This window comes from Streptomyces sp. NPDC057280 (assembly GCF_042668605.1).
GTDB lineage: Bacteria > Actinomycetota > Actinomycetes > Streptomycetales > Streptomycetaceae > Streptomyces.
In genome coordinates this window covers 40167-66605 of record NZ_JBHUYR010000004.1, presented here as the reverse complement: position 1 = coordinate 66605, position 26439 = coordinate 40167, and the positions used below count along the sequence as shown (strand labels likewise).

Genomic DNA, 26439 nt, shown 5'->3' with positions numbered 1-26439 from the left:
CAGTCAGTCGTTGACGGCTCCACAGCGCAGATTCCCGCCGCTGGGCAGCAGATACACCATGCCCCGACTCTCGGGCAGCACACCGCCCAGTGTCTCGGCGTCCGTCAGGCCGGAGACGCTCCACCCCACCAGGCCGAGGCTGAAGGGCGCCTCGCGGAACGCGTCCTGACCGATGCCGGCCAGCCACCCGTCAGCCGCGGCGGACCGGAAGTACGGACCGTCCTCGAACTCCACACCGGCCTGCCGCAGGGCCGACAGCGGCACTCCGAACGCCAGCCAGTCGCCGCCGTCGTCGTCACCGCCCCGCACCGCCGAGACCTCGCACACGACCGGCTCCCCCGAAGGCAGCCGGGCCCGGCCGAGGAGTCGGCCGAACTCCTCCAGTGAGGCGACCGTGCGCGGCACCGTCTCCTGTTCCTCCGGCTCCCGGTCCTTGTGCCCGTAGCAGCCCCGCGCCCCCGCCGCACCCCACACCGCGTCCAGGACGGCCTGCAGCCGGTCGTCGTCCGCCGACCCGACCTCGATGGCCAGCTCGTACGTGCCTTCGCCCCAGAACTGGTGGCAGAAGAGGGCGGCATGATTCATCCCGCCATCATCGCCCACCGCCGCGCCTCTCTAAGATCCACCCCATGGAGCACCTCGACAGCGTCCCCCCACGCCAGGGCCTCGTGATCTTCCTGAACGGCACCTCCAGTTCGGGCAAGTCGAGCATCGCGGCCGAACTCCTGCGGGTGCTCGACGAGCCGTACTTCCACCTGCCCGTCGACGCGTTCCACGCGATGCGGTCGAGCGCGCCGGTGCCACCTGAGGAACTGGGCACCGTGCTGCACCGCACCTGGCAGGGCTTCCACCGCGCGGTCGCAGGGATGGCCGCCGCCGGGAACAACGTCGTCGTCGACCATGTGCTGAGCGCCGGGTGGCGGCTCCGCGACTGCCTGTCCCTGTTCGTCCCGCAGGACGTGGTGCTCGTCGGTGTGCACTGCCCGCCGGAGGAGCTGGAGCGCCGCGAGCGCGAGCGCGGCGACCGGCCGGCCGGGCTCGCGGCACGTCAGCTGGAACAGGTGCACTCCCACGGCGTCTACGACATCGAGTGCGACACGAGCCGGGCCACGCCGCTTGAATGCGCCCTGCACATCAGGGACTTCCTGCCCGGCCGGCCGACACCGACGGCGTTCGAGCGGCTGCGCGCAGCCGGGTGACCGCCCGCGGATCAGTGATCGTGTGACCGCCCGGGGATCAACGGTCGGGCGGCGCGCGGACCGTTGACGGTCACGCCTCAGCGGCCGAGCAGCTCACCGGCTTCGCGGAAGTCGTCGTACGCCTCGCCGTACTGTTTGGCCGCGACGAGGAACATGGCCCGGTCCGTCAACGCCTCGCCCAGCACCCCGGGCCGGGCGAGACGACGGGCGAGCGCCACCCGATCGTCGAAGAGGGGGCGCAGTGGCTTGAGGATGCGGTGGTGACGGCGCTCCCGGTACACGGCGGTGCGGACGACCAGTCTGCGGTGCTGGACGATCAGGTCGGGCAACGGGGTGGACGGGTCCTCGCGCAGCGCGGCCACATGTTCCTCCAGCGGTCCCAGACCCTCGAAGTAGGCCTCCCTGACATCCGGCGACCACTCCAGGCAGGGCACGCCGAATCCGGGCCCCGGTGCTTGCGCGGTCGGGACGGGCTCCGCCGGCCGGCCCGACAGGGCGAACAGAGTGACCCACCACGACAGGATGTTGCTCCAGCTCTTGCGCTCCCCGGTGAGATCCAGCTCGGCGAGAAGACCGAGGGCCTCCTGCCGGACCACCACCGCTTCCTCCTGACGACCGGCAGTCGTCAACATGCGGGCCAGATGGACCAGTTGCCACACCTGGATCGCCAACGCGGAGCTGTCCGCCGCGACTTTCGCCCGGGTCACGTCCACCAGCTCGGCAAAGGCGTCCAGAGCAGTCTCCCGCCGTCCCGCGGCCTCCAGTGCGGCCACCCACTCCACCACCGACCAGAACGAGTCGCCTCCAGGGGTCAACGGGCGTTCCGCCTCGACCGACTTCCCGCAGACCTCCGCCGCCTCCCCGTACCGTCCCTCCTCGGCCAGGACCACCGCCAGCCGTCCGTGCCCGTACCCGGGACTCTTCACCTGCCCGTGCTCGAACCCCCAGTGCCCGGCCGCGGCCATCTCCTCGCAGACGGCGTACCCCTCCGCCCGGCGCCCGAGGGTGTACAGCCCGTGCTGACAGGCGTCCAGTGCCCGCACCAGCACTTCGGTCCGCCGCGGGTCCTCTTCGTCGACGCGCCGCGCCACGGCCGCCGCCTCGGCGTGCCGGGCCAGCCGTGCCTCCGGCAGATCACGGACCTCCGGCTCGTATCCGTACGACACCAGCGCGTCGGCCAGTTTCGGCACATAGGTCAGCGGGCTCACCGCCGACAGCACCCGGTACGCCTCGACCTGCCGCGCGAGGCTCGGCCTGCCCGACTCCAGCAGCATCGTCCGCGCCCTGAGCACCGCATCCTGATCGACCTTCTCCGAGTGGTTCATGACGGCGATTCTCAGATCCGGGGCAGGGCTCCGACAAGGCTCCCGTGCAGTGCCGCTCGTCCTACGAAAACCGGCGCTGACCTGTCATGATGGAGACGTCTTCACCCCCGAGGACCGCCTCCCCCGCCCCGCCCGGGGATGCCCGAAATGCCTCGCACCCCACCGGAGCCGTCTTCGCTACCGTCGTGCCATGCGAGCGATCGTCATGGGCGCGGGCATCGGAGGGCTGGCCGCGACGCTGGCACTGCGCCGGGCCGGGGTCGAGGTGACCCTGGTCGAGCAGACCCCGCGGTACAGCGAGGCAGGTGCCGGTATCCAACTCGCCCCGAACGCCACGCGGGTGCTGCGCCGGCTGGGGCGGCTCGACGCGGTCGCCGCGCTGTCGGGGCCGCCTGGCCATCTCAGCTTCCGCACCTGGTCCGACGGGACGGAGATCTGCCGTTACACGCTGGGGCGTGAGGTCGACGACGAGTTCGGCGCGCCGTATCTGCAGGTCCACCGGGCCGATCTCCAGCAGGCGTTGGCCGCCGCGGTGCCGCCGGAGTCGGTACGGCTGGGCACCGAGGTCGTCGGCATCGACCAGGACGACACATCGGCCACCGTGACGACCGCGCACGGCGAACGCCTCAGCGCCGACCTGGTGGTGGCCGCCGACGGCATCCGGTCCGCCGCCCGCCAGTGGCTCTTCGGCGCGGACGAGGCGGTGTTCTCGCGAACGGCCGCCTACCGGACGCTGCTTCCGGCCGGCGCGGTCGCGGATCTGGAGCTGCCGGACACCGGGATATGGCTCGGACCCGGTCGGCACTTCGTCCACTACCGGCTGCGCCGGGGTGAACTCCTCAACGTCGTGGCCGTGTTCGGGACCCGGACCGCACACGAGTCCTGGACCGAGCGGGCCGAACCGGGGGAACCGCTGCGGGCGTTCGAGGGGTGGGACGACCGCGTGATCCAAGTCCTCACCCGCGCGGGGCAGATGTACCGCTGGGGCATCTACACCCGCACCCCGCTCTCCCGTTGGCACATCGGCCGGGTGACCCTGCTCGGCGACAGCGCGCATGCGATGGTGCCGTTCCAGGCGCAGGGGGCCGCGCAGGCGATCCTCGACGCGGCCGTGCTCGGCGACTGCCTCACCGACGTGACCGCGGACGACGTACCCGAAGCGCTCGACCGGTACGTACGACGGCGGCTGGCGGACGCGACCGGGATGCAGGCCCGTTCCGCGAGCGCAGGCGAGGAGTTCCATCTGCCGGACGGCCCCGAGGCCCGGGCCCGCAACGCCCGGCTGGCGGCCCACGCGGCGGAGCACCGATTCTGGGCGGCGTCGAGCGCCTGGCGCACGGACGCCCTCGAAGACCCGGCTCCGCGATGAGGACCGACCCGACCGGCCACTCCACCGACGCCCCGCGATGAGTGCCGCGCCCCCAACCCGCCGCCCCCGCCGTCCGATTGTCCGCGCACACCCCTTGGCCCGGCCCGCCCCATGCCCAACACTCGGCCCATGACGCAGCGTGTGGAGCTCGCCACCGTGATGGACCGACTGGCCGTCGACGAACTGATCACCGACTACGCCGTGGCCGTGGACGACGGCGACTGGGCGGCCTACCGGCGCCTGTTCGCGCCGGACGGCCGCGCGGACTACAGGTCCGCGGGCGGGGTAGAAGGGGACGCGGAGCAGGTCGCGGCCTGGCTCGCGGAGAGTCTGAGCCTCTTCTCCATGCGGCAGCATCTGATCGTCAACCGGCGCGTCACCTTCGGCCCGCTGGACCACGACACCGGCGACACGGCCCGCGTCCAGGCGGACTACGTCAACCCGATGCGCTTCGTGCAGGACGGCGACGGCGCCGAGGGCTCTTCCGCGCCCGACTTCGTGTGCGGCGGGCGGTACGCCTTCGGGCTGCTGCGCACGTACGACGGCTGGCGGCTGCGTGAGGTGGTCGTGCAGGAGAAGTGGCGGCGTCTTCCCGGTCCCCGGCCCGCGCCCGTGATCAACTGAGCCGATGCCCTCTGTCCCCGGGGCGTCGGAACCGAGCACACTGGAGGGACGCACGGGGTAGGGAGGCGCCGCATGAAGATGCCCGGCCACTGGCTCACCACCCCGTGGCGGAGATCCGCGGTCGCGGCCCTGGCCGGCGCGCTGCCCGTGCTCGCGTTCCCGGCCCCGTCGCTGTGGTGGCTCGCCTACGCCGGCCTGGTCCCCTGGATGCTGCTGGCCCGCTCCGCGCCGACCGGGAAACGGGCGGCGTACGACGGCTGGGCGGGCGGCTTCGGCTTCATGCTGGCGATGCACCACTGGCTGCTGCCGAGCCTCCATGTCTTCACACTCGTCATCGCGGCCCTGCTCGGCGGACTGTGGGCGCCCTGGGGTTGGCTGGTCAGGCACTTCCTGACCGGCGCCGGCCGGCGGATCGCCGGCGCGTTCCTCGTGCTGCCGTCGGGCTGGCTGCTGGTGGAACTCGTGCGGTCCTGGCAGGGGCTCGGCGGGCCGTGGGGCGTGCTCGGCTCCAGTCAGTGGCAGGTGGAGCCCGCGCTGCGGCTGGCCTCGGTGGGCGGCGTGTGGCTGATCAGCTTCCTGATCGTGGCCGTGAACGTCGCGTTCGCCGTCCTGGTGGTCCTCCCCCGGTCCCGCGTCCCCGCCCTCGCCGCCCTCCTCGCCACCGCCGCCGCCACCTCCGCGGCCTGGATGTGGTCACCGCGCCCCGACACCGACGGGCGGGTCCGGATCGCTGTCGTCCAGCCGGGTGTGATCGACGGTCTCGGCAGCGGTGACAAGCGCTTCGCCCGCGAGGAGCGGCTGACCCGGGAACTCGCCGGGCAGGACGTCGACCTGATCGTGTGGGGCGAGAGCAGCGTCGGCTTCGACCTCAAGGACCGGCCCGACCTGGCCGGACGGCTCGCCGCGCTCTCCCGGGAGACCGGCGCCGACATCCTCGTCAACGTGGACGCCCGCCGCTCCGACAAGCCCGGCATCTACAAGAGTTCGGTGCTGGTCGGCCCGGACGGGCTCACCGGCGACCGCTACGACAAGATGCGGCTGGTGCCGTTCGGCGAGTACATCCCGGCCCGCTCCCTGCTCGGCTGGGCGACCTCGGTCGGCAAGGCCGCGGGCGAGGACCGGCGGCGCGGCAGCGAACAGGTGGTCATGGACGTCGGGCACGGGCTGAGGGTCGGCCCGATGGTCTGCTTCGAGTCCGCGTTCCCCGACATGAGCCGCCATCTCGCCGAGTCCGGCGCCGAGGTGCTGATCGCGCAGTCGTCGACGTCGTCGTTCCAGGACAGCTGGGCGCCCGAGCAGCACGCCTCGCTCGCCGCCCTGCGCGCCGCGGAGACGGGCCGCCCGATGGTGCACGCGACGCTCACCGGGGTGTCGGCGGTCTACGGCCCCGAGGGACAGCGCGTCGGTTCGTGGCTCCCCACGGACGCGAGCACGTCCGCGGTCTACGACGTCCCGCTGGCGACCGGCGTCACCCCGTACGTCCGCTACGGCGACTGGCCGACGCACGTTGCGCTGCTGATCCTGGCCGGCTGGTGCGTCGTCCAGGGGCTGAGGGCCGTACGGCTCAGGCGGCCCGCTCCCGCACCGCGTGTACCACCCGCTCGCACAGCTCATGGGTCGCCAGCGCGTCCCGGGCGCTGAGCACCTTGCCCGCGCGCACGGCGTCGAGGAAGGCGAGCACCGCCTGCTCGATGCCGCGCTGCCGGGCCACCGGCACCCAGTCGCCGCGCCGGCGCACGGTGGGCTGGCCCTTGTGGTCGATCACCTCGGCGAGGTTGACGACCTGCCGCTTGGTGTCCTGCCCGGAGACCTCCAGGATCTCCTCGGCCGAACCGCTGAGCCGGTTCATCACGCCGAGCGCGGTGAAGCCGTCCCCGGCGAGCTGGAGGACGACGTGGTGCAGCAGTCCGTCCTGGACACGGGCGCGCACGGTGACGTCGTCGACCGGGCCGGGGGCGAGGAAGCGCAGGGTGTCGACGACGTGGATGAAGTCGTCGAGGATCATCGAGCGCGGTTCCTCGGGCAGCCCGATGCGGTTCTTCTGCATGAGGATCAGTTCACGCGGGTGGTCGGCGCACTGCGCGTACCCGGGCGCGAACCGCCGGTTGAAGCCGACCGCCAGCGACACCCCGCGTTCCTCGGCGAGCGCCACCAGCCGCTCGGAGTCGGCGAGTTCGTACGCCAGCGGCTTGTCGACGTACGTCGGTACGCCCGCCTCCAGCAGCCGCGTCACGATCTCGGGGTGCACGACGGTCGGCGCGTGCACGAAGGCCGCGTCGAGTCCCGCGGCGAGCAGCGCGTCGAGGTCCTGGTGCCGCTGTCCCTCCGGGAGGCGCAGGCCGTCGGCGACCCGGGCGAGGGTGGCGGGCGTCCGGGTCTGGAGGTGAAGCTCGACGCCGGGGAGGCCGCCCAGCACCGGCAGGTAGGCCTTCTGGGCGATGTCACCGAGTCCGATGCAGCCGACCTTCACTGGTGGGTCTCCTCTTTCGCTCGCCCGTCCCTGACACGACCGCAGCATACGGCGACTGCGGCGGCCGCCAGCCGGCGATGCCGTCGAAACCTCGCAGGAGGACGGCTGGGCCGACCTGCGACAGCGTGGCCCCGCCATGTCGCGTACGGCCATCAGCGCCCGGTTCCCCGTCATGACGGCCTGGCGGGCGATGGACGTCGTGCGGTGCAGACGGCGAGGTCCTCGCAGCACTGGGCCAGGACCACCGCGTCCTCCAGGGCCTGGTTGCCGCCCTGGTCGAGGGTCGGCGGCATGGCGGGGGGCGGCGGGGAGCAACGGCGGGGATCGGGGCGTGCCAGTCGCCGTGGCGGCGCAGCAGTCCGGCCCGCTCGTCGTCGGGGACGTGCCCTCCCGCCGGGGTCATGGCTGCGGCGTGCGCGTCCCGCCCGAGATGCCGGTCGGTGTTGTCGCCGGTGGCGTGGGCGGACGGGCTGATGTTCTCCTGCGTGGCCGGATCGTTCCGGGCGCAGGTGCCGAGCCTGGATGAAGTACGGGCGGGACTGCGGGAGTTGCCGGACGGTATGCCGGAAGCGTGACGTCGCGCATCGACCGTCCCGCGGCACGTCACCTCCGACGGTGCCGCGCCCTCCGTACGGGGCCGGAGATCACCCGTGCGGAGCAACCTGCGCTTGTCCGCTGTCCCGAACCCGGCGGTAAGCAGCAGAGTGACGCAGATGCATCGAACGACGACCACCGCAACGCTCCTGGTCACCGTGGCTGTCTCGGCCCTCTCCGGCTGTGTGACCGTCCAGCGACCGGCCGCTCCCGGCCCACCGGCGGCGCCTTCCCTGCCAGCGGCGCCCCGACCGGACGGTCAGGGCGAGCCGCAGATCGTGCAGGCGCCGGCGCGGGAGGCCCTGGAGCTCATCGGACCGTCCCGCGAGGCGAAACCCGAGGCGCCCGCCACCCACCGGGCGGCGCCGCCGTCCCCCGCGCAAGGGCAGGCGCCGCAGCAGCAGTCACCGCGCACCCACCCCGAGCACCCCGCCCACCCGGCGCATCCCGAGAACCGGCAGCCACCGCAGCCGCGCGTCGAGATCCCCGACGTGGCGACAGCGGTACCGAAGAACCCGGATGTCTGCGGCCTCGGCAAGCAGTACGGCGGCTGGCGCAAGGACAGCCCGGAGGCGAGGATCTGCGAGCAGACGTACGGCCGCTAGGCCTTTCGGCGGCTCACGGGCGCTGTCTGGGCGGCGCCCATCCGCCCTCCCCCGCCGAGCCATCCCCCAGCCGCAACTCCAGGCGGCTGATCGCGGCTCTCACCCCGTCGCCGTAGCTGTCGTCGGCGAGGGCGTCGGCCGCCCCGCGCGCCCGGCGGAGGTGGGTGCGGGCGGCGTCGGAGCGGTCGAGTTTCACGTAGTCGGCGGCCAGATTGAGATGCAGCGAGGGGTACAGCGCGCGCACCGCGAGCGTGCTCTCGTGCTCGGCGAGGCGGTCGTCGCTGAGTTCCTCGGCGGCCGTCAGCGCCCGCAGGTCCCAGGCCAGTTCGTCCGAGGGATCGTCCTGGGCGTCGGCCATGTAGTGGGCGAGGGTGCAGCGGTGCAGCGGGTCGCCGTCCTCGCCGATCTCCGCCCACAGGTCCAGGAAGCGGTGCCGGGCCTCCTCGCGGTCCCCCGCGTGATGCAGCATGACGACCTGCCCGATCCGCGTCATCACGGCATCCGGCGCCGCCTGCTCCTGTCGCTCCGCCACCGCGCCCTCCACACCGTCGGACCGTCCTGTCCCTCCGACGCTAATCGGGCGCACTGACAATCACGGCGAGGCGGGGCCGACCCGGTGGATCGGCCCCGGGGCGGTCAGCCCAGGTCGGGGATCGTCCAGTCGATCGGCTCGTGGCCCTGGAGCGCCACCGCCTCGTTGATCTGGGTGAAGGGGCGGGAGCCGAAGAACTTCTTCGCCGACAGGGGCGAGGGGTGGGCGCCCTTCACGACCACGTGCCGGGTCTCGTCGATCAGCGGGAGCTTCTTCTGGGCGTAGTTGCCCCACAGCACGAAGACCGCCGGGTCGGGCCGGTCGGCCACCGCGCGGATGACCGCGTCGGTGAACTTCTCCCAGCCCTTGCCCTTGTGCGAGTTGGCCTCGCCGGAGCGGACGGTGAGCACCGCGTTGAGCAGCAGGACGCCCTGCTGGGCCCACGGCAGCAGATAGCCGTTGTCCGGGATCGGCGTGCCCAGCTCCTCCTTCATCTCCTTGTAGATGTTCCGCAGGGACGGCGGGGTCTTCACGCCGGGCCGCACCGAGAAGCACAGGCCGTGGCCCTGGCCCTCGCCGTGGTACGGGTCCTGACCGAGGATCAGGACCTTCACCTGGTCGTACGGCGTCGCGTCGAGCGCGGCGAAGACCTCCTCGCGCGGCGGAAAGACGGGACCCTTCGCCCGCTCCTCCTCGACGAACTCGGTCAGCTCCTTGAAATAGGGCTGCTGGAGCTCGTCGCCCAGGACCCCGCGCCAGGACTCGGGCAGCATGGCGATGTCGGTCACGTCAACGTCCTTATGTCGTGCGGTCACTTCAGTGCTCAGAACCTACAGGCGACCACTGACAACGGACCGCACACCCCGAAAGCCCCCACTCACCAGCTCGTCTTGCGGTACAGCTCGCCCATCATCATGATCGTCGACGGGTCCAGGGCCTGCTCGCCGCCGGAGATGTCGTCGTTCGCGGCGACGTACTGCCGGCCCTGCCACAGCGGCAGCAGCCGGGCGTCGTCGGTGATGATCTGCTGGGCCTCCTCGAAGTCCTTGACCACGTTGGCGCGGTCGCTCTGGCCACGCGAGCGCGGCAGCAGGATGCCGGTGATCTTGGGCTCGGGGTAGGGCGTGCCGAGGGCGTTCTTGTCGCCGACGAACGGGGAGATGAAGTTGTCGGCGTCCGGGAAGTCGGGGAACCAGCCGCGCCCGAACACCGGGTACTCACCGTTCTGGTAGCCGGTGACGTAGGTCTTCCAGGGGCGGCTCTTGAGGGTGATCTGGAAGAGCCCGGAGTCCTCCAGCTGGGCCTTGAGCTCCTCGAACTCGGCCTTGGTGGCGGAGCCGTAGCGGTCCGTGGTGTACCAGAGGGTGAGCGGGACGGTCTGGGTGATCCCGGCGTTCTGGAGGATCTTCCTGGCCTTGGCGACGCTGGGGTTGCCGTAGTCGTCGAAGTAGTCCGTGGTGTGGCCGGTGAGGCCCTTGGGGACCATGGAGTACAGCGGCTCGACGGTGTCCTTGTAGACCTTGTGCGCGATCGCCCCGCGGTCGACGATCTGGGCGACGGCCTTGCGGACGGCGAGCTTGCCCGCCCAGGGGTCCTTCGGGTTGAACACCAGGTAGCTGATCTCGGTGCCGGAGCCGTCGAGGAGCTGGAGGTCGGTGTCGTTCTGCTCCTTGTCGATGCTGACGATGTCGTCGGCGCCCAGCCCGCGGAAGGCGACGTCGAGGGAACCGTCCTTGAGGCCCTGCACCATGGGCGCGGAGTCCTTGAAGTAGCGGATGGTCACCGCGTCGTTCTTGCGCTTGGCGTACCCGTCGTAGTCGCCGTACTTGACGAGTTCGGCCTTGTCCTCGCTGTACGACTTGAGGGTGTACGGCCCTGAGCCCACGATGCTGTCGCCCTTGCGCAGCGCGTTGGCCGGGTACTCGTCGGGGTCGACGATCGACATGGCCGGGGTGGCGAGGACGAACGGGAAGGTCGCGTCGGGCTTGTTGAGGTGGAAGACGACCTCGCGCTCGCCGAGTGCCTGCACGCGTTCGAGGCTGCCGAGCAGACCGGCGGGGCCGCCGTTGACGTTGATCTTCCCGATCCGGTCGATGGAGTGCTTGACGGCCTTGGCGTCGAGCGTGTCGCCGTTGGAGAACTTCAGCCCCGCGCGCAGCTTGCAGCGGTAGATCCGGCTCGAGGTGTCGGTGAACCCACAGCTCTCGGCGGCGTCGGGCTGGGGCGTGGTGGCGCCCGAGGGGTAGCTGAGGAGGGTCTGGTAGATGTTGCGGAACAGCTCCCAGGAGCTGTCCCAGGAGGCGGCGGGGTCCAGGGTGCTGGGGGCGCTGGTGGTCCCGACGACGATCGGCCCCTGGTCGTCGGAGGAGTCCGACGACAGGACACCGCACCCGGCCACCAGCGACGATATGGACGCGAAGGCCGCCATCCGACGAAGGCCTCGGTTCCGGTTGAACACGCGCACGCTCCTCGATCTGCCATGCCAAGGGTTGGCAGACCATACCGCAGCCTCGGGCGAGCCGAACCGGGTCATCCGGCTGGTTCTCGACCGCTGAGATGGTGGCAACGCTGTCAGGAAGCTGTGCGGTTGTTGTACGTCTCCCTATGGGCCGTTTGTACGTCGACACGGGCGCCGTTTCTGTCGAGCGGCGCCCGTGCCGGTCGTACGTCGTGGGTCAGCCGACGCCGGCGTTGAGGAAGATGCCGCCGTCGACGACGAGGGTCTGGCCGGTGATCCAGGCGGACTGCTCGGAGGTGAGGAACTCCGCGGCGCCGCCGATGTCGGAGGGCACACCGAGCCGGGCGAGCGGGTAGGCGGCCGCGGCCTCCTCCTCCCGGCCCTCGTACAGGGCCTGGGCGAACTTGGTCTTCACCACGGCCGGGGCGATCGCGTTGACCCGCACCTTGGGCGCGAACTCGTGGGCGAGCTGCTGGGTCAGGTTGATCATCGCGGCCTTGCTGACGCCGTAGGCGGCGATGAAGGGCGAGGGCGCGATGCCCGCGACGGAGGCGATGTTGACGATCGCGCCGCCGTTGTCCTTCTGCCAGGCGTGCCAGGTCTTCTGCGCGAAGCCGAGCGCCGAGATCACGTTGGTCTCGAACACCTTGCGGGCCACGTTCAGGTCGAGGTCGGCGATCGGGCCGAACACCGGGTTCGTACCGGCGTTGTTGACCAGGAAGTCGACGCGGCCGAAGGCCTCCATCGCGCGCTCGACGGCGACGGCCTGGTGGGTCTCGTCGTGGGCCTTGCCTGCGACGCCGATGACGCGGTCGGCGCCGAGCTGCTCGACGGCCTCCTTGAGGGCGTCCTCGTTGCGGCCGGTGATGACGACCCGGTCACCGCGGGCGACGAGCGCCTCCGCGACGCCGTAGCCGATGCCGCGGCTGGCGCCCGTGACGAGGGCGACCTTGCCGGAGAGTTCGGGGAGTTCCACCGAAGTCATGTTCCTGTTCCCCTAGTCGAGCGGTCCGCCGGCCACGTACAGCACCTGGCCGGAGACGAAGCCGGCGGCCTCGTTCGTGAAGAAGGCGATGGCGTTGGCGATGTCGTCGGGCTCGCCGACGCGGGCCACCGGGATCTGGGTGGCGGCGGCCGCCTTGAACTCCTCGAAGCCCATGCCGACGCGGGCCGCGGTGGCTGCGGTCATGTCGGTGGCGATGAAGCCGGGGGCGACGGCGTTGGCGGTGATGCCGAACTTGCCGAGCTCGATGGCGAGGGTCTTGGTGAAGCCCTGCAGACCGGCCTTGGCGGCGGAGTAGTTGGCCTGGCCGCGGTTGCCGAGCGCGGAGGACGAGGACAGGTTGACCACGCGGCCGAAGCCGGCGTCGACCATGTGCTTCTGGACGTACTTCGTCATCAGGAAGGAGCCGCGCAGGTGCACGTTGAGGACGGTGTCCCAGTCCGAGGCACTCATCTTGAACAGCAGGTTGTCGCGGAGCACGCCCGCGTTGTTGACGAGGATGGTCGGGGCGCCCAGCTCCTCGACGACCCGCGCGACCGCGGCCTCGACCTGCGCCTCGTCGGAGACGTCGGCACCGACGGCGATCGCCTTGCCGCCCGCCGCGGTGATCTTCTCGACGGTGTCCTTGCAGGCGGCCTCGTCGAGGTCGATCACGGCGACCGCGCGGCCCTCGGCGGCCAGTCGTACGGCGGTGGCGGCACCGATGCCGCGCGCGGCGCCGGTGACGATGGCTACCCGCTGCTCAGTGGTGGACATTGCTGCTTCTCCTCGCCCTTGAAGAATGTGCGGCCCGGTCGGTGAGCGACCGCTTAGTACCTTCGGCAGACGTGACGCTAGAAGGCCTGGCACCCGGTGTCAACGCCACGCGGCCCGGGTGTGATCCATTACCTGACCAGGAGGTCCAGCAACCGCTCGGTCTCGGCCGCCGGATCCAGCGTGAGCCCGGTGTGCACGGGACCCGGCTGGACGACGGTGGAGCGGGGCGCGATCAGCCAGCGGAAACGCCGCCCGGCGTCGTCGGAGCCCGCCTGCCCGGCGCCGTCGCCGCCCCCGCAGACCCGCTCGACGGCGCTCAGCGCCGCCCTGATGCCGGCCACGTCGGCCGCCGGGTCCAGGGCGCGCAGGCGGGTCTCGTCGAGGTGCGTGCGGGCGCCGACGTACCCCTTCGCGCGGCAGTAGACGAGCACCCCGGCGTTGATGCACTCGCCGCGCTCCACGCGCGGGACGACGCGCAGCAGGACGTACTCGAAGACGTCCCGGTCGTTGCCCTCGCCGCCCTTGATGATGTGGCGCTCGACCACGCTGCCGGCCATGTGGATGTGGCGCTCGCTCATTTGATCCCCTGAATGCGGTCGTGGATGACGGCGGCCCGGGCCAGCAGCGGCCGCGCGTAGGCACGGCGCAGGTCGTCCGGGGTGTCGAAGCCGGGTTCGCCGGCCAGCCAGGCGTCCGGGATCTCGGCGGTGACCTCGGCGAGGAGGTCCTCGGTGACGCGCGGGGCCAGGTCGGCGGCGGCGCTCGCGAGGTCGGGGGCGAAGCGGGCGAGGGCGTGGTCGGCGGCGTCGTAGGGGCGGGCCGCGGAGGCCTCGGCGCCGGGCCAGTTGTGGTGCCAGATCATGGTGGCGCCGTGGTCGATGAGCCACAGCTCGCCGTGCCACATCAGCAGGTTGGGGTTGCGCCAGGAGCGGTCGACGTTGTTGATCAGCGCGTCGAACCAGACGATCCGCCCGGCCTCGGCCGCGTCCACCTCGAAGGCGAGCGGGTCGAAGCCGAGCGCGCCGGAGAGGAAGTCCATCCCGAGGTTGGTGCCGCCGCTGGCCCGCAGCAGATCCTGCACCTGCTGCTCGGGCTCGCCGAGTCCGAGCACTGGGTCCAGGTCGAGCGTCACGAGCCGTGGCACCCGGAACCCGAGCCGCCGGGCCAGCTCACCGCAGACGACCTCGGCGACCAGCGTCTTGCGGCCCTGTCCGGCGCCGGTGAACTTCATGACGTACGTGCCGAGGTCGTCGGCCTCGACGAGTCCCGGCAGCGAGCCGCCCTCACGCAGGGGCGTGATGTAGCGGGTCGCGATGGCTTCCTTGAGCATCGCCCCAGGTTACTGGGGCTGCGCTGAACAACCCGCACTCCGGGCCCGTACCTCAGGGCAGTTCACGAGGTATCCGCGGAAGGGACGTCAGCATGGCCAGCGAATCGCTTCATCCCGCTTCGGCACCGAGCCGCCGTACGGTCGTGGCGGCGGTGGGGGCGGCAGGGCTCGCCATCACGCTGAACGCGTGCAGCTCGGACGACGAGGGGTCGACCGCCGCGGCCGGCACCGCGCTCGGGAAGACCTCGGACATCCCGGAGGGCGGCGGCAAGATCTTCGCGGACGAGGGCGTGGTGGTGACCCAGCCGACGGCGGGCACGTACAAGGCGTTCTCGTCCAAGTGCACGCATCAGGGCTGCGCGGTGACGGGGATCGCCGACGGGGTGATCACCTGCCCGTGCCACAAGAGCGAGTTCTCCGTGGCCGACGGCAGCGTGAAGAAGGGGCCGGCCACGCAGCCGCTGCCGGAGGAGAAGATCACCGTGAGCGGGGACTCGATCACCCTGGCCTGAGGGTCACCCGCGTCGGCGCCGGTTCAGGCAGGGCACGAGGTCGGCCGTCGTCGTGAGGGTGGCCACCAGGGCGAGGGTGTTGCGGATCATCACCGGGGTGTAGTCGGAGGGCACCCCGGCGATGGCGTCCGTGGGCACGACGGCGGTGTAGCCGCGGTTGACCGCGTCGAACACCGCGTTGGGGATCGCCACGTTGGCCGAGACGCCGGTGACGACGAGGGTGCGGCAGCCCAGGTTGCGCAGCAGCGGGTCGACGTCCGTGCCCTGGATCGGCGACAGTCCGTGCAGCCGCCGGACGACGAAGTCCTCCTCGGAGACCTCGATCGGGGCCGCGACCCGGACCGCACTGGTGCCGGACAGCTGCTGGACGGGGAGGCGTTCGGCGGCGCGGAAGAGGCGGGCGTTGCGGTTGGCGCCGCGGCCGTCGGGGCGGCGTTCGGCGATCGCGTGGACGACCTGGACGCCGCCGGCGTGGGCGGCCGCGACCAGCCGGGCCACGTTGGCGAGGGCACCCGACGACCGTGCCTCCTTGGCGAGTTCGGGGAGCGCGCTGTCCGGGCCGACGACGCCCTGCTGGCACTCGACCGTGAGCAGCACGGTGGTCGCCGGGTCGAGGAGTTCGCTCAACTGCTCGTGCGACGGCACGTTCTGCCCCCTTGTCGCCGACGGTGTGGGCGGGCGAGCGTAACCACCATTGCGTGTTGAGGGAAGACACCGCATTGTTTTCTGACGCATCGTCAGAAACCGAGCAGGAAAGAGGGGGCGGATGACCGTCACTCAGCGTCGGGGCCGGAAGATCATGATGACGCCGGGCGAGCTGGACGAGTTCCTGACCAGCCAGCGCACCTGCCGGGTCGCCACCGTGTCCACGGGCGGCGCTCCGCATGTGAGCACGCTCTGGTTCGCCTGGGACGGCACCTCGTTGTGGCTGTACTCGGTGGTCAAGAGCAAGCGGTGGACCGATCTGCGCCGCGATCCGCGGGTCGCGATCGTGATCGACACGGGCGAGGAGTACGACGAGCTGCGCGGCGTGGAACTGACGGGTGCCGTGGAGTTCGTGGGCGAGGCGCCCAGGGTCGGGGATCTGTACGCCGAACTCGACGTCCCCGAGACGCTGTTCGCCCGCAAGAACTTCGGCCTCGACGAGATGCCGCACGACGGACGGCACGCGTGGGTGCGGCTGACGCCGGGCAAGATCGTGTCGTGGGACTTCCGCAAGCTGGCTCCGGTATAGGGAAGTTCAGCCCGGACAGGGAAGTTCAGCCCAGTTTCGCCGCGGCTTCCCTCAGTGCCTCGACCGCCGCCCTGATCGACGGGCGGCGGTCCGCGTCCGCGCGCCAGACGACGTACACATGGCGCCGGACCCGCTGCTTCAGCGGGACGGTGACGACGCCTTCGGGCATCGGGTGCCGTCCCAGCAGCGGCGCGATGCAGACACCCAATCCGGCTGCCACGAGCCCGAGTTGGGTGTGGGTCTCGGCGGCGCGGTGGCCGACGATGGGCTCGATGCCCTTGGAGCGCAGGGTGAACATCAGCCATTCGTGACAGAACTCGCCCTGCCCCCAGGTGATCCACTCGTCCCCCGCGAACTCGGCGAGGTCCACCTCGTCGCGGTCGGCGAGCCGGTGCCCGACCGGCAGCGCCACGTCCGCCGGGTCGTCCAGGACGGAGGCCTTGACCAGGCCGTCCGGGAGCGGCATCGGCTTGTTGTACCAGTCCAGGACCACCGCCAGGTCGAGATCGCCGCGGACCACGCCCCTGATGCCGAGTTCCGGCTCGAGCTCGCACGAGCGGACCCGCAGGGACGGGTGGGCGGCGACCAGTGCGGAGAGCGCGGCCGGGAAGAGCCCGCGCGCGGCGGTGGGGAACGCGGAGATGCGCAACTCGCCCACCACCTGGCCGCGTTGGGCCTCCAGGTCGGACTGGGCGAGGGCGACCTGCGACAGGATGCGGGCCGCGTGCTCGGCGAGCAGCCGGCCGGCGTCCGTGAGCCGCACCCCCCGGCCGTTCTTGGCCAGGAGCTGCTGGCCGACCTCCCGCTCCAGCTTGGACATCTGCTGGGAGACGGCGGACGTCGTGATGTGCAGCCCCTCGGCGGCGCCGCTCACCGAGCCGTGCCGGGCGAGGGCGTCGAGGGTGCGCAGGCGCTCCAGGTTCAACATGTAAGCAATGCTACGAGATATCACGTTGAACATCTCGATTGTGCTACGAGATTTTGGGCGTCATCGTGGTCCCCATGACCACCACCTCCCCCACCCGCCCTCCTTCCCTCGACTGGCGACTGCGTTTCGCCGCGCTGTCCCTGATCTGGGGTTTCAGCTTCCTGCTCATCAAGGTGGGTACGGAGGGGTACGCCCCCTTCCAGGTCGCCTTCGGACGGCTGCTGTTCGGGACGCTCGTGCTGGCGGCCGCGATGGTGGTGAAGCGGGAGCGGTTGCCGCGCAGGGCCCGGACCTGGGGGCATCTGGCGATGGCCGCCCTCCTCCTCAACGCCCTGCCGTTCTCGCTCTTCGCCTACGCGGAGCTGACCATTCCGTCCACGCTGGCGGGCATCTGCAACGCGACCTCGCCGCTGTGGGGGATGGCCCTGTCCGTGGTCGCCCTCTCCGAGGACCGGCCCACGCGGGTCCGGGTGGCCGGGCTCGGGATCGGGTTCCTCGGGGTGCTGACGGTGCTGGGCGCCTGGCAGGGCTTCCACGGCCTGGACGCCGGGGGCACGGCGATGGCACTGCTGGCCTCACTGAGCTACCCGATCGGCTGGATCTACCTCCGCCGCACACTGGCCGGGTCGGGTCACTCCCCTCTCTCCATGACGGGGGCCCAGTTGCTGTTGGCGACGCTGCAACTGGCTGTCGTGACGCCGCTGTTCACGTCCGCCCCGACGCGCTTCGCGGGCGTGCCGCTGCTGGCGATCGCCGCGCTGGGGTCGCTCGGCACCGGGCTGGCCCTCCTCGTCCAGTACGGCCTGGTCGCCGAAGTCGGCCCCACGACCGCCCAGATGGTCACGTACTTCATCCCCGTCATCGCCACGGCAGCGGGCGTCGCGATCCTCGGGGAGCCGCTGAGCTGGTCGACGCCGGTGGGGGCGGCGATCGTGCTGGCGGGGGCGGCACTGACCCAGGCGAAGCCGGGTCCGCGGGCCGACAGCGTGGCGACGCGGCCCCGGGTGCGGCAGCCGATGTGGCTCCAGGTGCGACGGCCGACGCGGCCCCAGGTTCAGCACCCGACGCGGCCCCAGGTTCAGCAGCCGACGCGGCTCCAGGTGCAACAGCCGACGCCCTCCGACAGCACGCCGCACACCCCCGCCCCGACCACCGGCGCCGCCCGCGTCCCCACTCCGGTGGACAACGGCACCATCACCCCCAGCCCCGCAGCCCGCGCTGGCCGCCCCTCCGAGCCCGCCGACCAGATGAGACGCCCCTCCGACAGCACCGACACGGCGACCCGCAGCCCAGCAGCGGCCGACTAGGCGACCACTACCCCAGCCCCGGCCGACCAGGCGAGTCACACCCCCGCCGACAGCAGCGTCACACCCATCCCCACCTCACCAACGGCGTCTTAGGCGTCCCCACCCCCGCCCACCGGGCGACACGCACCCGCGCCCGCGCTGAAGAGGCGGCCACACCCCGCCCCACCCGACGGCGCCACCCCTCGCCCCGCCTCAACCGACCGGGCAAGCCACACCCCCGACAGCACCGACCAGGCGAGCCGGACGCCACCCGACCCCACGGCGTCCCCTCTCCCCTCGCCCCCACCAACCGGGCAAGCCACACCCACGCCCCCACCGACCAGGCAAGGCACACACCGCCCCACCCCACGGCGCCACCCCTCCCCCCGCCCCCACCAACCGGGCAAGCCACACCCACGCCCCCACCGACCAGGCAAGCCACACACCGCCCCACCCCACGGCGCCACCCCTCCCCCCGGCCCCGACCGACGGCGTCACACATACCCCCGCCCCGGCCCAGGCCCCACCGCCGCCGCGATCGTCTCGGCCAGCGGTGCCGCCTCCGATTCGTTGAGGCGCGCGACCGTGACACGGATGCCGGGGGCCGCGTCCAGCCGGAAGCGCGCTCCCGGGGCCACCGCCCAGCCCGCGTGCAGGAGGCGGGAGACCGCGCCCGTCTCGTCGGGGACCGGGATCCAGACGTTGAGGCCGCTGCGGCCGTGCGCCGCGACACCGCGCTTCGCCAGTTCCGCGATCAGGGCGCCCCGGCGGGCGGCGTACGCGGCCGCCACCGCCTTCGGGTCGATCGCCCCCTCGGCCCACAGCCGGGCCACCGCCCCCTGCGTGATCCTGCTGACCCAGCCGGGTCCGAGACGCTGCCGCCCGCGGACCCGGTCGACCGTGACGGGGTCGCCCGTGAAGACGGCGAGCCGCAGGTCGGGGCCGTAGGCTTTGGCGGCCGAGCGGACGAACGCCCAGCTGCGGGTGGCGCCGGCCAGGGGATGCAGCGGCAGGTCGACGATGTCGTGGCCGTGGTCGTCCTCGATGAGGAGGGTGTCCGGGTGCTCCTTCAGCACGGCACGCAGGGCACGCGCGCGTGCGGCGGTCACGGCGGCTCCGGTCGGGTTCTGGGCCCGGTCGGTGACGATCAGGGCGCGCGCACCCGACCGCAGCGCCCGGCGGACGTCGTCCGGCAGCGGACCCTCGTCGTCCAGCCCGACCGGAGCCGTACGCAGTCCGACGGCCGGGATCAGGTCCAGGAGGCTGCCCCAGCCCGGGTCCTCGACGGCGACCGTGTCGCCCGGCCTGAGGTGGGCCGCCAGGACGCGTTCGATCGCGTCGAGCGAGCCGGACGCCACCGCGAGAGGCCCGTCCGGGACGCCGTCGACGTCCAGCGCGGCACGCGCGAGCCGGGCCAGCTCCGGGTCCACGGCCGCCTCCCCGTACAGCACCGGTGCCCGGTCGTTGTGCCCGGCCGCCGCCGCGAACGCTCCCGCGAGGGCGGGCAGCAGCTCCGGGTCGGGGTTGCCGCTCGCCACGTCCCGTACGCCCTCCGGCACCTCCACCCGGATCGACTCCCGCGCGGTCGTGGCCGGCTTGGGCCGGACCCGGCTGCCCCGGCGTCCCGCCGTCTCGATCACCCCGCGCTCGCGCAGGACGCGGTACGCCGCCGCGACCGTGTTCGGGTTCACCCCGAGCTCGCCGGCCAACTCCCGCATGGGCGGCAGGAGTTGCCCCGGCTCCAGCTCACCGGCACCCACCGCACGCTCGACGCTCGCCGCGATCTCGGCTGCGCCCCGCCCTTCGATCCGATATCCTCCTAGCACAAAGCAGATTATGCACTAGTGCAATAGGCGTTGCAACCCGCACCACTGTTGCCACTCGTACCGCTATGGAGACCGCCATGCAGGGGACCACGCAGCCGACGACACCACAGCCCGCCGCCTACCCGGCGACCGACCGCACGGTGCCCACCCGCTCCGCGGACCGCGCCTCGTACGACAAGGACGTCGTGCACGCGATACTCGACGAGGCCTACGTCTGCCACCTCGGCTTCGTCCGCGACAGCGCCCCGGTCGTGCTGCCGACGCTCTTCGCCCGGGTCGGCTCGCGCCTCTACGTCCACGGCTCGACCGGCTCGCGCCCGCTGCGGATGACCGGCCAGGCCGACCCCGGTCTCCCGGTGTGCCTGACGGTCACGCACGTCGACGCGCTGATCCTGGCCCGCTCGGCCTTCCACCACTCGATCAACTACCGGTCCGTGGTGGTGCACGGCACCGCGTACGACGTGACGGACCCGGAGGAGAAGCGGCTCGCCCTGGACGCGCTCGTCGACCACGTCGTGGCGGGCCGGTCCAAGGACTCGCGGCCCGCGAACAAGAAGGAGCTGGCCGCCACCGCTGTCATCCGCCTCGACCTCGACGAGGTCTCCGCGAAGATGCGCACCGGCGGCGTGAACGACGAGCCCGAGGACCTCGCCCTCCCCCACTGGGCCGGCGTCGTCCCGCTGCGCAAGGGCTACGACACCCCGGTCGGCGACCCCGACCTGGCTCCCGGCACCGGACTCCCCGACTACCTCGCGACCCTGTGATGCTGGTCCACCCGTGGGACGCGCCGCGCGCCGACGCCGAGTGGCAACAGTGGCTCGCGGTACGGGACTTCGGCACGCTCGTCGTCAACGGACTCGACGGCGAGCCGCCGTACGCCCAGCCGCTGCACTTCCTGTACGACGCCGAGCGCGGCGAGGTCCTCACCCACCTGGCCCGCCCCAACCCCCTGTGGGCGGCGCTGTCGGTGCACCCCGACGTCGTCCTGAGCGTGGTCGACGACTACGTGTACGTCCCCGGCCCCTGGCAGGCCGACCCGGAGGGCCCGGCCGAGCACGGCACACCGACCAGCTTCTACGCGGCCGTCCAACTCCGCTGCCGGGCCCATGTGGTGGACGACCCGGCCGAGAAGGCCGCGCTGCTCAACCGGCAGGTCGGCCACTTCCAGCCGGAGGGCGGTACGGCCGAAGTGGCCTCCGGGGAGGTGCCGTTCGGCCGGCTGCTGTCGGGCCTGCGCGGGGTGCGGCTCGAAGTCACCGGCGTACGGGCGAAGTTCAAGTTCGGGGGGCGACGGAGCGAGGACGTCCAGGACTCGATCGCCGTACGCCTGGCGGAGCGGGCCGGTCCGCGGGACGCGGCGGCGCGTGCGCACATACTGCGCCGCCGCGTCGGCTGAACCCCTACGCCGGCAGCGGTGCGCCGCGTCGCACGGCACGGGTCTCGGCCACCGCGAGACCCGTGACCGAACCCAGCATCAGCAGGGTGCCGAGCAGGGTCGGCGCCGTCAGGTGCTCGCCGAGCAGGACCACGGCGAGCACCGCCGCGCTGACCGGCTCCAGGAGCATGATCACGGACACCGTCGCCGACCGTACGGCCGCCGCGCCCGCGAAGTAGAGGGCGTAGGCGAGGGCCGTGGGGACGGCGGCGAGGTAGGCCAGCAGCCAGAGCAGCAGGCCCGGTTCGACGGTGTGCGGGACCAGGCCCTCGGCCAGCGCGAACGGCAGCAGCAGCGCGCTGGTGACGGCGAACACCCCGACGGACGTGGCGGCCGCGTCCGCCTCGCCGGCACGGCCCCAGCGACGGGTGAGCAGGGTCATCGCGGACCCACCGGCCGCCGACGCCAGCCCGCACAGCACCCCCCAGGGGCGTACGGCCGAACCCCCGCCCCCGAGGGTCAGCACCCCCAGGCCGGCGAGCGCCCCGGCGACGGCGACCGCGCCACCGCGCCCGAGCCGCTCCCCGAGCGTCAGCCGGGCGCCGAGCGCGACGAGCACGGGCCCGGCGCCCAGCGTGACGACGGTGGCCACGGCGAGTCCGGTGGAGCGTACGGCCGCGAAGTAGCCGGTCTGGAACACGGCGAGCCCCAGGCCCGTGGCCCCCGCCCGCCACACCGTGCGGCCGAGCGGTCCGCGCGCGGCGGTGCGGGTCCGGGGGCGCAGCAGGCGTACGGCGGCCAGCAGGACGAGCCCGGACGCGCAGCGCCAGAAGGACAGGGCGACGGGCCCCAGATCGCTGACCCCGTAGGCCAGTGCGGCGACCGCGCCCGCGGTGCCCCAGGCGACACCGGCGACGATCAGATACAGCAGGCCTCGCCCGACGGGCAGGCCGGAAGAACCAGCAGAAGCATTCGACACTTGTCGTCTCCGCAGACATGGAGAAGCGGGGAACCCGGCTCAGCGGGGTCCGTGGACTTCGTCTGCGGGCAGCACCGTTCCGCCCTGCGTACGGCAGGGCGGGAATGACCGGAGGGCCCGCCTCAGGCGGCCGGCGGTGCGATGACGTAGTGCGTATGCATGATCGGCAGCCTAGGCAGCCGTCGAACGGCGGGACAACTCCCTTTCCGGACCACCGCTCGCCACCGGTTCCGGGGACGGCTTGACCGGGGTCGAGGACTGCGCGATGAACGCGCCGAGCAGGACGATCACGCCGCCGAGGATCTGCGGGGCGGACAGGTGCTCGCCGAGCAGGACCCAGGCCAGCACGGTCGCGACGACCGCTTCGAGACAGGCGACGACCGTGGCGACCTGCGGGGAGAGCCGGCGTACGGAGACCACGCCGGTGACGTAGGCGACGACCGTGGCGACGAGCACGATCCAGGACAGCAGCAGGGCGGCCGCGACGGAGGTGCCGTTCATGTCCGCGGTGCCGCCGAGCACGGACCAGTCCATCGACCAGGGTCGCGCCACGACCGTGAGGACGGCGGCGCCGACGAGGAGGCCGTACGCGATGACCCCGAGCGGGTCGGGGGTGTCGGCGCCGGAGTCGGTGCCCTGGTCGGACAGGACGAAGTAGCCGACCTGGCAGCAGGCCGCGCCCAGCGCGAGCAGCAGGCCGACCGCGTCGATGCTCAGTCCCGACCACACCTCGACGACACAGGCGAGGCCACCGACGGCGAGGACGACGCCGACCGCCGCGGCACGCGTGACCGGCCGCCGCTGCACGAACCGCACCCAGCCGAGGACAAGGGCGGGCGCGAGGTACTCGATCAGCAGGGCGACTCCCACCGGCAACCGGGAGATCGAGGCGAAGTAGAACGCCTGCACCCCGGCCACGCCGAGCAGTCCGAACCCGGCGAGCAGGGCGGGGCGGCGGCGCAGCAGGGCGCGGTGGCGCACGGCGAGCGGCAGCATCACGAGGGCCGCGCTGGCCACCCGGAGCCACACCACGTGAAGCGGGTCGAGGCCGGCCTCGATCAGCGGCTTGGCCGCGACACCGGAACCTCCGAAGGCGACCGCCGACGCGAGGGCGAGCCCGAGCCCGACCCCTCGGCCGCGGTGACCGGCACTGCTGTCAATCGTCTGCACCGGCACATGATGACAGGCGATGACATGACCGTCACCCCCGTTGACACCTGTCTCAACGATTGGACGAGACAGGCGCTCGGCGCGGCGACCGCCTGGCGTGCGGCCCGTGGAGGGGGGCGATGGCTGTCTGCGCGGGCCTGGACGGGGCGGGCAACGTGCGCGGGCCGGCGAATGTCCGGCGCGGAGCAGTCCGGGGCGGCGACTCTCCGTCACGGGCGTGGACGGGGACGGCGACTATCCGGGCCGGCGAATGTCCGGCACCGAGCAGCCCGGGGCGGCGGCTCTCCGGCACGGGCCTGGACGGGGACGGCGACTATCCGGGCCGGCGAACGTCCGGCACCGAGCAGCCCGGGGCAGCGGCTCTCCGGCACGGGCCTGGACGGGGACGGCGACTATCCGGGCCGGCGAATGTCCGGCACCGAGCAGTCCGGGGCGGCGGCTCTCCGTCACGGGCCTGGAGGCGGCCGACGGCTATCCGAGCCGGTGGCCGTGCGGGGCGGTGGCCGTTCGGGCCGGTGGCCGTGCGGGCCGGTGACCGTGCGGGGCGGTGGCCGTAGGGCGAGCGGTGGGCCGGGACGAGGTCCGTCCGGTCAGGGGTCCTGCGGTCGGCTAGTGGCTGTGCGGTACGCGGCTCTCGAGTCCGGTCCGCAGTGCTTCCGCGTCGATGCCGGCCCGGGTCAGTACCTCGACGGCGCGGGCGTCGGGATCGCTGACGACCGCCGCGAGCAGGTCGAGGCCGCTCGCCCGGCCCGCGCCGCGACCGGCGGCGCGCTCGTGGGCGTACTCCATCGCGCCCGCCGCCAGCGGCGAGAGACCGTCCGCCTCCCCCACCACGGGCACCGCCCCGGAGTCCTCGACACTTCCCTGCCAGCGCAGCCCGTAGCCGATGCTGCGCTGCACGAGATAGGCGAGCAGCCGGGCGAGCTGCGGTCCGCCCTCGAAGACGGCCCGCACCTCGGGGTCGTGCTCGAGGAGGGAGTGCAGCAGATGAGCCGTGTCGATCTGCCGGTCCCCGTCCCTGACCGCACGCCGGCGCGCGCCGGAGACCACCGCTGCCAGCTCCTCGCCGAGCCGGACATCGTGGTCCGCGCGATGACCTCCCGGCTCGCTCACCGACTGCCGGGGTATACGGGGTTGCACATCCCCCACCCCATCAGTCCCGCCGGACCGCGTCATCCCCGGCGGGAACCATCTTCGCGTCCCACGCGGAGTGGACCCGGGCGACCGGAATCTCCTCCTTGCGGATGAGATCAGGCCCTTCTTCGGGCGGGGGCGCGCGCCGCTTTGCTTCGCGCCCGGTACGCAACCGCCGTGTTCCCTCGCTCGTCCCACAGGGACATGGAAAGCAGGTGCTGGCTGGTGGCGCTGCCGGCCGTCGACGGGATGCAGTACGTGTACCGGGTGTACGCCCCGGAGGACGCGCTGCTCGCCGACCTGTTCTGGGAGGCGTGGCACTGCCACGACGAGAGCGCGTTCCCGCGGGCATGGGACGTGTTCGACGCGGCGGTGATACGGCTGGTCGCCTGACCGGTCGCCGGACCCGGCGCCTCTCCACATTTTCTGACGGTCCATCAGCATTGAATGTTGTGGGCCCTGCGGCTACGTTCCGCGACACCGTAGCCGGAGACGAAGGGGTGGTCGCATGGCCGAAGTCAGCGCGGAGGCACGGATCGAGGCGCCGGCCGAGAAGGTGTGGGGCCGGCTCACGGACTGGTCGTCGTACGGCGAGTGGAACGCCACCCACACCAGCTTCCCCGAGGGCGGCCCGAAGAGCCTCGAAGTGGGCGGGACGTACCAGGAGAACATGAAGCTGATGGGCTTCCCGGCCGAGGTCGAGTGGACCATCGACGAGCTGGAACCGGCCCGGGTGTTCGCCACCAAGGGCAAGGGGCCCATGGCGGTGAGCCTGGTCAACCGCTACACGCTCGTCCCGGACGGCGACGCCACGACGGTCCGGATCGACAGCGAGTTCACGGGCGCGGCGGTGTCGCTGATGGCGGGCAAGCTCAGGGACTCCGCGACGGCCGCGCTGAACGAGTCGCTGCGCAAGCTGGCGGGGCTGGTGGCCTGAGCGCCGGGGCACGGGAAGGCGCCCCGCGGAAATGAACCACGGGGCGCCCCTCTACAGCCGTACGGCCGCCGGTCAGTCCTCTTCGGCGAGGATCAGGTACAGCTTCTTGCGGGCTTCGTTGATGACGCCGACCGCCTTCTCGCGCTGCTCCTTGCTGCCGGTCTTCCAGACCTGCCCGAAGGCCTCCATCAGACCGAAGCCGGCCTGCCGGATCTCACCCAGTGCCTCGAAGTCCACGCCACGGGACGCTTCCTCCCAGGGCGCGTCGGGGCCTTCCTCGGCCGCGGTGCGGCCCGCCTCGGTGAGCGAGAACAGCTTCTTGCCGCCTTCGCTCTCGCTGGCGATCAGGCCCTCGTCCTCCAGCAGCTGAAGGGTCGGGTACACCGAGCCGGGGCTGGGCTTCCACGCCCCGCCGCTGCGCTCGGCGATCTCCTGGATCATCTCGTACCCGTGCATGGGCCGGTCCCTGAGCAGGGCGAGGATCGACGCGCGTACGTCGCCGCGCCGTGCCCTCCCCCGGGGTCCGCCGCGCCCTCGTGGGCCCCAGGGGCCCGGACCGAAGCCGGGTCCGCCGAAGCCGGGACCACCCGGGCCGCCCGGCCCGAAGGGACCGAAGGCACCACGCCGTCCGTCGAAACCACCTCGGCCCCCACGCGGGCCGTGTCCACCGTGTCCACGTTCGAATCCATGGGAACGCATCGCCATCACTCCATCCATCGTTGATCTGTCGCGATGCGTCAACGATATATCGGAATACTTCGCATGACAAGGCCCGCCAGAAACCCGAAGAAAA

At 72.2% G+C, this 26439-nt stretch carries 28 protein-coding genes and 2 pseudogenes; 13 read left to right on the top strand and 17 right to left on the bottom strand.

Going from position 1 to position 26439, the window contains the following annotated elements:
* Positions 1-3: 3 nt before the first annotated feature.
* Positions 4-585, bottom strand: a complete 582-nt coding sequence (locus ACFUO4_RS24145; RefSeq protein WP_383488083.1) for a hypothetical protein — start codon at positions 583-585, stop codon at positions 4-6.
* A gap of 44 nt (positions 586-629) precedes the next feature.
* On the opposite strand from ACFUO4_RS24145, the gene ACFUO4_RS24140 reads away from it, so the two are divergent.
* The gene (locus ACFUO4_RS24140; RefSeq protein WP_383488080.1) at positions 630-1199 is read left to right on the top strand and encodes a chloramphenicol phosphotransferase CPT family protein; all 570 of its coding nucleotides are present in this window, start codon (positions 630-632) and stop codon (positions 1197-1199) included.
* Between the two features lie 77 nt (positions 1200-1276).
* Here ACFUO4_RS24140 and ACFUO4_RS24135 read toward each other — a convergent pair whose 3' ends face one another.
* Positions 1277-2524, bottom strand: coding sequence for a hypothetical protein (locus tag ACFUO4_RS24135; protein WP_383488077.1), 1248 nt, complete (start codon positions 2522-2524; stop codon positions 1277-1279).
* Positions 2525-2714: 190 nt separating this feature from the next.
* On the opposite strand from ACFUO4_RS24135, the gene ACFUO4_RS24130 reads away from it, so the two are divergent.
* The 3 genes from ACFUO4_RS24130 (at position 2715) to lnt (ending at position 6158) form a co-directional block, all read left to right on the top strand.
* Positions 2715-3893, top strand: coding sequence for an FAD-dependent monooxygenase (locus ACFUO4_RS24130; RefSeq protein ID WP_383488075.1), 1179 nt, complete (start codon positions 2715-2717; stop codon positions 3891-3893).
* Between the two features lie 129 nt (positions 3894-4022).
* Positions 4023-4517 (top strand): nuclear transport factor 2 family protein, encoded by a 495-nt coding sequence (locus tag ACFUO4_RS24125; protein ID WP_383488072.1) that lies wholly within the window; start codon positions 4023-4025, stop codon positions 4515-4517.
* A gap of 72 nt (positions 4518-4589) precedes the next feature.
* Positions 4590-6158 carry an apolipoprotein N-acyltransferase gene (lnt, locus tag ACFUO4_RS24120; protein ID WP_383488070.1) on the top strand — a complete coding sequence of 523 codons (1569 nt, stop codon included), beginning with the start codon at positions 4590-4592 and terminating at the stop codon, positions 6156-6158.
* Here lnt and ACFUO4_RS24115 read toward each other — a convergent pair.
* A complete protein-coding gene (locus ACFUO4_RS24115; RefSeq protein ID WP_383488067.1) occupies positions 6082-6987 on the bottom strand; it encodes a Gfo/Idh/MocA family protein in 906 nt (301 codons plus the stop codon). The genes lnt and ACFUO4_RS24115 overlap by 77 nt on opposite strands.
* A gap of 434 nt (positions 6988-7421) precedes the next feature.
* Between ACFUO4_RS24115 and ACFUO4_RS24110 the strand changes: the two are divergent.
* A pseudogene (locus ACFUO4_RS24110) lies at positions 7422-7562 on the top strand (TetR/AcrR family transcriptional regulator); the annotation flags it as partial.
* Between the two features lie 138 nt (positions 7563-7700).
* The gene (locus ACFUO4_RS24105; protein WP_383488064.1) at positions 7701-8186 is read left to right on the top strand and encodes a hypothetical protein; all 486 of its coding nucleotides are present in this window, start codon (positions 7701-7703) and stop codon (positions 8184-8186) included.
* Between the two features lie 13 nt (positions 8187-8199).
* Here the strand turns inward: ACFUO4_RS24105 and ACFUO4_RS24100 are convergent, their stop codons facing one another.
* The 7 genes from ACFUO4_RS24100 to ACFUO4_RS24070 all read right to left on the bottom strand — a co-directional run bounded on the left by ACFUO4_RS24100 (position 8200) and on the right by ACFUO4_RS24070 (position 14265).
* A complete protein-coding gene (locus tag ACFUO4_RS24100) occupies positions 8200-8718 on the bottom strand; it encodes a hypothetical protein (RefSeq protein WP_383488061.1) in 519 nt (172 codons plus the stop codon).
* A 104-nt stretch (positions 8719-8822) separates the two neighbouring features.
* Positions 8823-9506 carry a uracil-DNA glycosylase gene (locus ACFUO4_RS24095; RefSeq protein WP_079311514.1) on the bottom strand — a complete coding sequence of 228 codons (684 nt, stop codon included), beginning with the start codon at positions 9504-9506 and terminating at the stop codon, positions 8823-8825.
* An 89-nt stretch (positions 9507-9595) separates the two neighbouring features.
* Positions 9596-11176 (bottom strand): ABC transporter substrate-binding protein, encoded by a 1581-nt coding sequence (locus ACFUO4_RS24090; RefSeq protein WP_383488058.1) that lies wholly within the window; start codon positions 11174-11176, stop codon positions 9596-9598.
* A 217-nt stretch (positions 11177-11393) separates the two neighbouring features.
* Positions 11394-12161, bottom strand: coding sequence for an SDR family oxidoreductase (locus ACFUO4_RS24085; RefSeq protein ID WP_079311512.1), 768 nt, complete (start codon positions 12159-12161; stop codon positions 11394-11396).
* A 12-nt stretch (positions 12162-12173) separates the two neighbouring features.
* Entirely contained in the window at positions 12174-12935 is a 762-nt protein-coding gene (gene fabG, locus ACFUO4_RS24080; protein ID WP_059198243.1) for a 3-oxoacyl-ACP reductase FabG, read from the bottom strand.
* Positions 12936-13063: 128 nt separating this feature from the next.
* Complete coding sequence (locus ACFUO4_RS24075) at positions 13064-13513, bottom strand: DUF3037 domain-containing protein (RefSeq protein ID WP_383488054.1); 450 nt, start codon at positions 13511-13513, stop codon at positions 13064-13066.
* On the bottom strand, positions 13510-14265 hold the full coding sequence (locus ACFUO4_RS24070; RefSeq protein ID WP_383488051.1) for a HipA family kinase: 756 nt from the start codon (positions 14263-14265) through the stop codon (positions 13510-13512). The genes ACFUO4_RS24075 and ACFUO4_RS24070 overlap by 4 nt, the downstream gene beginning before the upstream one ends.
* 92 nt (positions 14266-14357) lie before the next feature.
* Between ACFUO4_RS24070 and ACFUO4_RS24065 the strand changes: the two genes are divergently transcribed.
* On the top strand, positions 14358-14777 hold the full coding sequence (locus ACFUO4_RS24065) for a Rieske (2Fe-2S) protein (protein ID WP_079311508.1): 420 nt from the start codon (positions 14358-14360) through the stop codon (positions 14775-14777).
* Positions 14778-14780: 3 nt separating this feature from the next.
* On the opposite strand, the gene ACFUO4_RS24060 is transcribed toward ACFUO4_RS24065, so the two are convergent.
* On the bottom strand, positions 14781-15422 hold the full coding sequence (locus ACFUO4_RS24060) for a cysteine hydrolase (protein ID WP_079311507.1): 642 nt from the start codon (positions 15420-15422) through the stop codon (positions 14781-14783).
* A gap of 121 nt (positions 15423-15543) precedes the next feature.
* Between ACFUO4_RS24060 and ACFUO4_RS24055 the strand changes: the two genes are divergently transcribed.
* Positions 15544-16011 (top strand): pyridoxamine 5'-phosphate oxidase family protein, encoded by a 468-nt coding sequence (locus tag ACFUO4_RS24055; protein WP_383488047.1) that lies wholly within the window; start codon positions 15544-15546, stop codon positions 16009-16011.
* A gap of 25 nt (positions 16012-16036) precedes the next feature.
* Here ACFUO4_RS24055 and ACFUO4_RS24050 read toward each other — a convergent pair whose 3' ends face one another.
* Positions 16037-16939 carry a LysR family transcriptional regulator gene (locus ACFUO4_RS24050; protein WP_079311505.1) on the bottom strand — a complete coding sequence of 301 codons (903 nt, stop codon included), beginning with the start codon at positions 16937-16939 and terminating at the stop codon, positions 16037-16039.
* Positions 16940-17013: 74 nt separating this feature from the next.
* Here ACFUO4_RS24050 and ACFUO4_RS24045 point away from each other — a divergent pair.
* A pseudogene (locus tag ACFUO4_RS24045) lies at positions 17014-17907 on the top strand (DMT family transporter); the annotation flags it as partial.
* 812 nt (positions 17908-18719) lie between these two features.
* Here ACFUO4_RS24045 and ACFUO4_RS24040 read toward each other — a convergent pair.
* On the bottom strand, positions 18720-20051 hold the full coding sequence (locus ACFUO4_RS24040) for an aminotransferase class I/II-fold pyridoxal phosphate-dependent enzyme (RefSeq protein ID WP_383488044.1): 1332 nt from the start codon (positions 20049-20051) through the stop codon (positions 18720-18722).
* Positions 20052-20128: 77 nt separating this feature from the next.
* On the opposite strand from ACFUO4_RS24040, the gene ACFUO4_RS24035 reads away from it, so the two are divergent.
* The gene (locus ACFUO4_RS24035) at positions 20129-20815 is read left to right on the top strand and encodes a pyridoxamine 5'-phosphate oxidase family protein (protein ID WP_383488041.1); all 687 of its coding nucleotides are present in this window, start codon (positions 20129-20131) and stop codon (positions 20813-20815) included.
* The gene (locus tag ACFUO4_RS24030; protein ID WP_383488038.1) at positions 20815-21447 is read left to right on the top strand and encodes an FMN-binding negative transcriptional regulator; all 633 of its coding nucleotides are present in this window, start codon (positions 20815-20817) and stop codon (positions 21445-21447) included. Before ACFUO4_RS24035 ends, ACFUO4_RS24030 begins: the two co-directional genes overlap by 1 nt.
* A 4-nt stretch (positions 21448-21451) precedes the next feature.
* Here ACFUO4_RS24030 and ACFUO4_RS24025 read toward each other — a convergent pair whose 3' ends face one another.
* From ACFUO4_RS24025 to ACFUO4_RS24015, 3 genes are all read right to left on the bottom strand, one after another.
* Complete coding sequence (locus tag ACFUO4_RS24025) at positions 21452-22405, bottom strand: DMT family transporter (RefSeq protein WP_383488036.1); 954 nt, start codon at positions 22403-22405, stop codon at positions 21452-21454.
* Between the two features lie 171 nt (positions 22406-22576).
* Positions 22577-23581 (bottom strand): DMT family transporter, encoded by a 1005-nt coding sequence (locus ACFUO4_RS24020; RefSeq protein WP_383488033.1) that lies wholly within the window; start codon positions 23579-23581, stop codon positions 22577-22579.
* 603 nt (positions 23582-24184) lie between these two features.
* The gene (locus ACFUO4_RS24015) at positions 24185-24715 is read right to left on the bottom strand and encodes a Clp protease N-terminal domain-containing protein (RefSeq protein WP_383488030.1); all 531 of its coding nucleotides are present in this window, start codon (positions 24713-24715) and stop codon (positions 24185-24187) included.
* 198 nt (positions 24716-24913) lie between these two features.
* Here ACFUO4_RS24015 and ACFUO4_RS24010 point away from each other — a divergent pair, with 198 nt between their 5' ends.
* Together ACFUO4_RS24010 and ACFUO4_RS24005 are read left to right on the top strand one after the other, a co-directional pair.
* On the top strand, positions 24914-25102 hold the full coding sequence (locus ACFUO4_RS24010) for a hypothetical protein (protein ID WP_169808055.1): 189 nt from the start codon (positions 24914-24916) through the stop codon (positions 25100-25102).
* A 115-nt stretch (positions 25103-25217) separates the two neighbouring features.
* Complete coding sequence (locus ACFUO4_RS24005) at positions 25218-25646, top strand: SRPBCC family protein (protein WP_079310617.1); 429 nt, start codon at positions 25218-25220, stop codon at positions 25644-25646.
* Positions 25647-25718: 72 nt separating this feature from the next.
* Here ACFUO4_RS24005 and ACFUO4_RS24000 read toward each other — a convergent pair whose 3' ends face one another.
* Positions 25719-26345, bottom strand: a complete 627-nt coding sequence (locus ACFUO4_RS24000; protein ID WP_383488027.1) for a PadR family transcriptional regulator — start codon at positions 26343-26345, stop codon at positions 25719-25721.
* Positions 26346-26439 lie beyond the last annotated feature (94 nt).

Excerpts from the sequence above, each read along its gene's own strand:
- ACFUO4_RS24035 (WP_383488041.1), top strand. The coding sequence starts at position 20,129 with ATGCAGGGGACCACGCAGCCGACGACACCACAGCCCGCCGCCTACCCG.
- ACFUO4_RS24105 (WP_383488064.1), top strand. The coding sequence starts at position 7,701 with ATGCATCGAACGACGACCACCGCAACGCTCCTGGTCACCGTGGCTGTC.
- ACFUO4_RS24085 (WP_079311512.1), bottom strand. The coding sequence starts at position 12,161 with ATGACTTCGGTGGAACTCCCCGAACTCTCCGGCAAGGTCGCCCTCGTC.
- ACFUO4_RS24010 (WP_169808055.1), top strand. The coding sequence starts at position 24,914 with ATGGAAAGCAGGTGCTGGCTGGTGGCGCTGCCGGCCGTCGACGGGATG.
- ACFUO4_RS24130 (WP_383488075.1), top strand. The coding sequence starts at position 2,715 with ATGCGAGCGATCGTCATGGGCGCGGGCATCGGAGGGCTGGCCGCGACG.
- ACFUO4_RS24140 (WP_383488080.1), top strand. The coding sequence starts at position 630 with ATGGAGCACCTCGACAGCGTCCCCCCACGCCAGGGCCTCGTGATCTTC.
- ACFUO4_RS24075 (WP_383488054.1), bottom strand. The coding sequence starts at position 13,513 with ATGAGCGAGCGCCACATCCACATGGCCGGCAGCGTGGTCGAGCGCCAC.
- ACFUO4_RS24005 (WP_079310617.1), top strand. The coding sequence starts at position 25,218 with ATGGCCGAAGTCAGCGCGGAGGCACGGATCGAGGCGCCGGCCGAGAAG.
- ACFUO4_RS24070 (WP_383488051.1), bottom strand. The coding sequence starts at position 14,265 with ATGCTCAAGGAAGCCATCGCGACCCGCTACATCACGCCCCTGCGTGAG.
- ACFUO4_RS24050 (WP_079311505.1), bottom strand. The coding sequence starts at position 16,939 with ATGTTGAACCTGGAGCGCCTGCGCACCCTCGACGCCCTCGCCCGGCAC.
- ACFUO4_RS24145 (WP_383488083.1), bottom strand. The coding sequence starts at position 585 with ATGAATCATGCCGCCCTCTTCTGCCACCAGTTCTGGGGCGAAGGCACG.
- ACFUO4_RS24000 (WP_383488027.1), bottom strand. The coding sequence starts at position 26,345 with ATGCGTTCCCATGGATTCGAACGTGGACACGGTGGACACGGCCCGCGT.
- lnt (WP_383488070.1), top strand. The coding sequence starts at position 4,590 with ATGAAGATGCCCGGCCACTGGCTCACCACCCCGTGGCGGAGATCCGCG.
- ACFUO4_RS24065 (WP_079311508.1), top strand. The coding sequence starts at position 14,358 with ATGGCCAGCGAATCGCTTCATCCCGCTTCGGCACCGAGCCGCCGTACG.
- ACFUO4_RS24135 (WP_383488077.1), bottom strand. The coding sequence starts at position 2,524 with ATGAACCACTCGGAGAAGGTCGATCAGGATGCGGTGCTCAGGGCGCGG.
- ACFUO4_RS24030 (WP_383488038.1), top strand. The coding sequence starts at position 20,815 with ATGCTGGTCCACCCGTGGGACGCGCCGCGCGCCGACGCCGAGTGGCAA.
- fabG (WP_059198243.1), bottom strand. The coding sequence starts at position 12,935 with ATGTCCACCACTGAGCAGCGGGTAGCCATCGTCACCGGCGCCGCGCGC.
- ACFUO4_RS24125 (WP_383488072.1), top strand. The coding sequence starts at position 4,023 with ATGACGCAGCGTGTGGAGCTCGCCACCGTGATGGACCGACTGGCCGTC.
- ACFUO4_RS24055 (WP_383488047.1), top strand. The coding sequence starts at position 15,544 with ATGACCGTCACTCAGCGTCGGGGCCGGAAGATCATGATGACGCCGGGC.